Origin of the sequence: Nocardia sp. NPDC050793, assembly GCF_040654065.1 — a bacterium.
GTDB lineage: Bacteria > Actinomycetota > Actinomycetes > Mycobacteriales > Mycobacteriaceae > Nocardia.
Window position 1 is genome coordinate 226,191 of sequence record NZ_JBFAHG010000010.1, and the last position, 6,005, is coordinate 232,195.

The 6,005-nt window shown below is 68.5% G+C and carries 8 protein-coding genes; 5 read left to right on the top strand and 3 right to left on the bottom strand.

The window, feature by feature from the left end:
- The first annotated feature begins 182 nt into the window (after window positions 1–182).
- Both AB0H50_RS29070 and AB0H50_RS29075 read left to right on the top strand, forming a co-directional pair.
- On the top strand, window positions 183–653 hold the full coding sequence (locus tag AB0H50_RS29070; RefSeq protein WP_357458712.1) for a hypothetical protein: 471 nt from the start codon (window positions 183–185) through the stop codon (window positions 651–653).
- Between the two features lie 70 nt (window positions 654–723).
- Window positions 724–996, top strand: a complete 273-nt coding sequence (locus AB0H50_RS29075) for a hypothetical protein (protein WP_357458714.1) — start codon at window positions 724–726, stop codon at window positions 994–996.
- A gap of 26 nt (window positions 997–1,022) precedes the next feature.
- Here AB0H50_RS29075 and AB0H50_RS29080 read toward each other — a convergent pair whose 3' ends face one another.
- A complete protein-coding gene (locus tag AB0H50_RS29080) occupies window positions 1,023–2,057 on the bottom strand; it encodes an aldo/keto reductase (RefSeq protein ID WP_357458878.1) in 1,035 nt (344 codons plus the stop codon).
- Window positions 2,058–2,165: 108 nt separating this feature from the next.
- On the opposite strand from AB0H50_RS29080, the gene AB0H50_RS29085 reads away from it, so the two are divergent.
- On the top strand, window positions 2,166–2,792 hold the full coding sequence (locus tag AB0H50_RS29085; RefSeq protein WP_357458717.1) for a TetR/AcrR family transcriptional regulator: 627 nt from the start codon (window positions 2,166–2,168) through the stop codon (window positions 2,790–2,792).
- Here the strand turns inward: AB0H50_RS29085 and AB0H50_RS29090 are convergent.
- Complete coding sequence (locus tag AB0H50_RS29090) at window positions 2,789–3,367, bottom strand: TIGR03086 family metal-binding protein (protein WP_357458720.1); 579 nt, start codon at window positions 3,365–3,367, stop codon at window positions 2,789–2,791. The genes AB0H50_RS29085 and AB0H50_RS29090 overlap by 4 nt on opposite strands.
- Before the next feature lie 165 nt (window positions 3,368–3,532).
- Between AB0H50_RS29090 and AB0H50_RS29095 the strand changes: the two genes are divergently transcribed.
- Window positions 3,533–3,769, top strand: a complete 237-nt coding sequence (locus AB0H50_RS29095; RefSeq protein WP_357458723.1) for a hypothetical protein — start codon at window positions 3,533–3,535, stop codon at window positions 3,767–3,769.
- Window positions 3,770–3,895: 126 nt separating this feature from the next.
- A complete protein-coding gene (locus tag AB0H50_RS29100; RefSeq protein ID WP_357458726.1) occupies window positions 3,896–4,138 on the top strand; it encodes a hypothetical protein in 243 nt (80 codons plus the stop codon).
- Window positions 4,139–4,155: 17 nt separating this feature from the next.
- Here the strand turns inward: AB0H50_RS29100 and menD are convergent, their stop codons facing one another.
- The gene (menD, locus tag AB0H50_RS29105) at window positions 4,156–5,796 is read right to left on the bottom strand and encodes a 2-succinyl-5-enolpyruvyl-6-hydroxy-3-cyclohexene-1-carboxylic-acid synthase (protein WP_357458728.1); all 1,641 of its coding nucleotides are present in this window, start codon (window positions 5,794–5,796) and stop codon (window positions 4,156–4,158) included.
- Window positions 5,797–6,005: the final 209 nt, after the last annotated feature.

Below are 6,005 nucleotides of genomic sequence, written 5' to 3' on the forward strand. Positions count from 1 at the left end.
CCTGTGATCGTGATCACGGCACGGAACCAGGCGGGGTTGAGCGCCGTCCAAACCACTGACCGGATTCGAGACTCCGTGCAACCGCGATGAAGAACGGTGGGAGGACCGACTCTGCATCAGCTCGAGTTCCGGCCCATGCATCGCCGGTTCCGGCGGGCGCTTATCGATACTAGGGGGATGTCATGAACATACGAACTTCGATCACCGTCTTCGCCACCGCTCTTGCCGTAACGGGCTTCGCTTGGGCGTCGACCTCCTCGCCAGCCCACGCGGCACAGGTCTGGGGCGCCTGCGGGAAGTCGTCCGAACAGAACAAGGTCGTCGCAACCTACAGCAAGGCGACATTGAAGTGCGGTACCGACGGCTGGGGGTTCCGCCATATCCAGGGCCGGCACCTGCAGGACTGGCAGAATCTGGCTGACATCGAGGGGAAGAACTGGCGTGATATCGCCGATCTCGCGATAGCCAAATCCCTCGACGCACCCGATCGGACGGGCCCGGCAGGAGGAGGCAAGACCTGCTATTCCGGTCAGATCTATCTCGTCAACCGCGTCACTGGACAGATCGCGAAAACAGTCGACCCGACCGTTATCGTTGGCAGTGACGGAGCGATCATCACTGCCTACCCAGGCGGAAAGGCTTGCCGTGGATGAGCCTACTTACCAGGAGTTGACGGACTCCATTGTTCGAGCCGGAACCGGGGAAGGGTTGAAGATCCTAGTAGTGGACGACATTCCGCACATCGTCGAACGTGATGGCGTGGCGCTCACTACCCCTGTCGCCATGCAATTCACTCCGGAGGCACTGCTGGGGTACTACCGGAAGATCGCGGAGGACGCTCGCCACGGCAGGCCCGAATCTCCCTGGGAGTGGTGGATGGACTTGATGTCCACCCACCTCGGCGAGGCGATGTACGACCTTGACCGCGTCGACGGTCCCGCCGTGGTCACGATCGGTAAGTTCGGCTTCACGGCGACGCCGACCCGAGCGGACTAACCGCTTGCCGTTCATCAGGCCGTCGGTTACGCGGCAGGCGGGTTGAGACGAGTGAAGTCCGGCAGGCGGTAGTACGGGTAGTAGGGATACGGCGGGGTGGCGGCGCTGGCCTTGTCCAGGCGGGCGATCTGCTCGGGGTCCAGCCGCCAGCCGACGGCGCCGAGGTTCTGGCGCAGTTGTTCCTCGTTGCGCGCGCCGACAATGACCGTCGCCACGGTGGGGCGCGTCAGCAGCCAGTTGAGCGCGATCTGCGGGACGGTCTTGCCGGTCTCGGCGGCGATTTCGTCCACCACGTCGACCACGTCGTAGAGCAGCTCGTCGTCGACGGGCGGACCGGCCTCGGCCGTCCGGTGCAGCCTGCTGCCCGCCGGAAGCGGTTGGCCGCGCCGGATCTTTCCGGTGAGCCTGCCCCAGCCGAGTGGGCTCCACACCACCGCGCCGACGCCTTGGTCCCGGCCGAGCGGCATCAGTTCCCACTCGTAGTCGCGGCCGATCAGCGAGTAGTACACCTGGTGCGCGACATGGCGAGTCAGTCCGTTGCGATCCGCGGCCGCAAGGGATTTCATCAGCTGCCAGCCCGCGAAGTTGGAGGCGCCGAGGTAGCGGATCTTGCCCGCGCGCACCAGGTCGTCGAGCGCGCCGAGCGTCTCCTCGACCGGCGTGTGCGCGTCGAAGGCGTGCAGCTGGAACAGGTCGATGTGGTCGACGCCGAGGCGGCGCAGCGAGCCTTCGACCGCGCCGATCAGCCGGGCGCGGCCCGAACCCGCGTCGTAGGGTCCCGGTCCGGTCGGCAGACCCGCCTTGGTGGACAGCAGCAGCCGATCCCTTCTTCCCTTGATCGCCGCGCCGAGCACTTCCTCCGAAGCGCCGTCGGAGTAGACGTCGGCCGTGTCGAACATCGTGACGCCCGCGTCCAGGCTGATATCGATCAGCCGCCGCGCCTGCTCGGCGTCGGTGTCGCCCCACGCGCCGAACAGCTCGCCGCGACCGCCGAAGGTGCCCGCGCCGAAGCTCAGCGCCGGGACGAGCAGACCCGAGGCACCCAGCCGCCGGTACTCCATGTGCGTGTCCTCAGTATTCACCGGACTGCCCTCCTAAGGGGTCTATAGTTCCGTTAACACTGTCGAACGGTACACCCCGCTCGGCATAAATGGAACTGGAGTCCCGTTATGACGCCCGAAGAATCCGCTCCCGGCTCGGTTCGCCCAGGTGGGCGCACCGCACGCGTCCGCGTGGCCGTCCTGCGCACGACGGGCGACCTACTCGCCGAACGCGGTTTCGCGACGCTGGATCTGGCGGAGATCGCCGCGGCGGCGGGGGTCGGCAAGACCACCGTCTACCGACGCTGGGGCACCCCGGCCGGGCTCGTCGCCGATCTGCTCGCCGATATGGCCGAGCAGTCGCTGCCCCGCGCCGACACCGGTTCGCTGCGCGGCGATCTCGCCGCCAACGCGCGCCTGGTCGCCAAGACGCTGACCGACCCGCGCCAGAGCCGGCTGTTCCAGGCCGTGATCGCCGCGGCCACCGGCGACCCGGTCACCGCGGCGGCGCTGCGCCGTTTCTACGACGTGCGCCTCGCCGAGTGGGCGCCATGCGTCGAGGACGCGATCGCGCGCGGCGAGGCACCCGAAGGCACCGATCCGCGCGCGGTCCTCTCCGCGGTCTCGGCTCCGCTCTACTACCGCCTGCTGGCCAGCGGCGACCCCATCGACGAGGCCGCCGCCGACATCGCCGTCCGAGCCGCCATGGACGGCGTCGCCGCGGGCACTTTCATCACGATCCCGGCCGAAGGCTAGGCAGTCCAGCTCGGAGTACGGCCGGTCAGTCCGATCACGCGGTCGAGCACGGGCGCCTCGGCGGGAACCTCGACGACCGGGCCGAAGAGTCCGGGCGTGCCGTTCGTCGGCGTTTCGCGAAGGAAGTCGAACAGGATCGCCGCGTGGGATTCCTCGCAGGTGAACGGCCGGCCGGTGGCGCGAGCCAGATCCCAGCCGTGCACGACGACCTCGTCCAGCGCGATCACGGCCATCACGATCGCGGCTTCCCGGACACCGCCCGCCTCGGTCTCACCTTCCCACGCACCCGGTTCCCGCCACGCGGCGACCAGCTCCTTCAGCTGGGCCGGGATTCGGGTGCGCCAGTCCTCCGGCAGCTTCGAATCCCGCGCGACGGCGGGCGGGGTGCTGCGGCCGACGGATTCCTTGGTCGCCGCCTGCCGGAACGCCTCGGTCAGTTCGAGCACGTGGTCGAGCAGCCCGGCGACGGTGGTGCCTTCGCACGGTGTCGGGGCGTCGAGCTGGTCGTCGGAGATGCCCGCGACCACGGTCTCCAATGCGGTGGCGGCGGGCTCGAAATCGAACGTGGATGTCATCGGATCTCCTGCCGGATGGGAGTTGTCTGCGTGAGTCGAGACGGTGCGGGGGCGCGGAATTCATCGCTCTCGCTGCGACCAGATGCCGCCTCGAACGGGCGGCCCGCCCGCCTCCGCGATCAACTCGTAACGGCGAAAAGCGCTGGAAAAGAGGAGAATTGGTGGATGAAGGGTGATCGGGTGGAGATCGTCGTCGATGTCGGCGACGGCTCCCGCAGTTACGAAATCGCCGCGACGCGCGCGGGGCGGCGGGTCGAGGTGCACATCGCGCGCGGTGTGGTCGAAGTCAGCGAGGTGACGCGGAACGGAGTCGCGGTCCGCACGGCGCGGTTCATGGCCGGGCGCACCCTGGCGCTGGTCGAGCATCCGGTGAACGGAGGCGCTGCCGTCGAAGGGGAGTGAATACCTACGGCGCGGACGGTTGCCGCAACGTCGTGCTCGGAGCATTCTCGTCACTGCCAGACTGTTGTCCGGTTCCCCGATTGGGTATACCCGGTGTGGGAGAGCACCAGCGGAGAGGAGCATACGATGATCGATCGCAGCACCCCGCGTACGTTGGACGACGCGCCGGAGGCCGACCGCGTGGAGCAGTCCACGCCCGCCTATCAGGTGGACGACGCCGACACCGACGACCAGGCCGCCGCGGAAACCGCCGTCGAACGCGCGGCGGGGGGCGCAGTCGATCGCGACATCTGGGACGCGAACGAAGCCGACCTCATCGAGCAGTCCATTCCCGTGCCGATCGACGACGAGGACCGCGACACCGAATAGTCCGTTCGCGGCAGGGCTCAGGTCGCGATCTTGGCCCGCACAGCGGCGTGCAGCTCGCGCAGGCTCGATCGTTCCGTGGCCACCTCCAGCACTCGCAGACCGTGCGCGTGCCCGGCCAGTTCGGCCGCCAGCTGCTCGGGATCCACCTGCCGGTGCGGAATGCGGTACGCGGAGCACAGCGCGGCCAGGTCCATGCCGTGCGGCGTGCCGAAGACGCGTTCGAAGACGCCCGCGTACTGCGGGTCGCCCTGTTCGAGCAGCTCGAAGATGCCGCCGCCGTCGTCGTTGGCGACCACGATCGTCAGGTCGACCGGCCGCGGCTCGCCCGGCCCGATCAGCAGTCCCGACGCGTCGTGCAGGAAGGTGAGATCGCCGATCAGCGCGACGGTCCGGCCGCCGTGCGCCAAGGCCGCGCCGACAGCCGTCGACACCGTTCCGTCGATGCCCGCCACGCCGCGGTTCGACAGCACCTTGATGCCTGGGCGCGGATGCGAGACCAGGGCCGCGTCGCGCACCGGATTGGACGCGCCGAGCAGCAGTTGGTCACCCTCGCGCAGTGCGTCCATCACGACCGCCGCCACGTGCAGGCCGGTCGGCTTCGGGTGCCCGCCGAGCGCGGCACGCACCACCTGCTCGGCGTTGTCGCTCACTTCGCGGCAATGCGCGAGCCACTCCACGCTCGGCGCGCCCACGGTGATCGCGCGGGTGCCGGTGCCGATGACATTGCCCGACACATCGGGCCAACGCGGACCGGTGGTGAGCGCGAAGACGGTGACGGACGGATCGGCCAGCACCTTGGACACCTGCCGGTGCAAGGTCGGGCGACCGGTGATGATGGCCTGCTTCGGTTTCAGCAACGGCAGGGCGAGCGGGTGCAGCGCCGGGCCGTGCATGGGCGCGGTCGGCTCCGCGACGGTCGGCAACTCGGCCAGTTCGGGGCGCAGACCAGCGCCGTGCCCGGAGATCACCACGGTGTCCGGGGTCAGATCGATATCGAGCGGCACATCCAGCGTCGCGTACTGCGTCGCCGTCCACGGCTGCCCGTTCGCGCGTCCTTCGGGGCCTGCGGCCGCCTCGTGGTCCGGCACCAACGGTTCGCGCAGCGGAATGTCGAAATGCACCGGGCCCGCGTTGCCCGAGCGCGTGCCGCGCGCCGCGGCGAGCACCCGGCACACCGCCGAACGCCACACGCTGTTCTGCTGGCCGTACGGACCGCTGCCGTTGCCGCTGTGGTCGACCTCGGCCAGCCCCAGACTGATGGTGGCACGCACCTGGCTACCGAACAGGCCCAGCTGCTCGACGGTCTGATTGGCGCCGGTCCCGAGCATCTCGTAGGGCCGATTGGCGCTCAACACGATCAACGGGATTCGCGCGTAGTTCGCTTCCAGCACCGCAGGGCCGAGATTCGCCACCGCGGTACCCGAGGTCATCACCACCGGAACCGGATTGTTGCCCGCGATCGCCAGACCGATGGCGAGAAAACCCGCGGTTCGTTCGTCGATGCGCATGTGCAGCCGCAACCGACCGGCCGCGTCGGCGGCCTGGAGCGCGAAGGCGAGCGGAGCGTTCCGCGAACCGGGACACAACACCACATCGCGCACACCCCCGCGCACAAGTTCGTCGACGACTACTCGAGCCTGAGCGGTAGACGGGTTCACGAGTCCAGCCTCTCAGACAGTGTCCGCGCCGTCTCCGTCACCCTGGTCACAGTGTTCTTGGCGCGCTGGCGCGCGCGGGTTCGCGGCCCCTGGTGTCTCGCTTCTGAGCAGCCGAGTCTCGCGACATAGTAGGAAGGGGCAATGCCGCGGACAAACCAGAAGGCCGCCCAACGGCGGCTAATAAAAACAGATAAGAAGAGCGGAGGGTA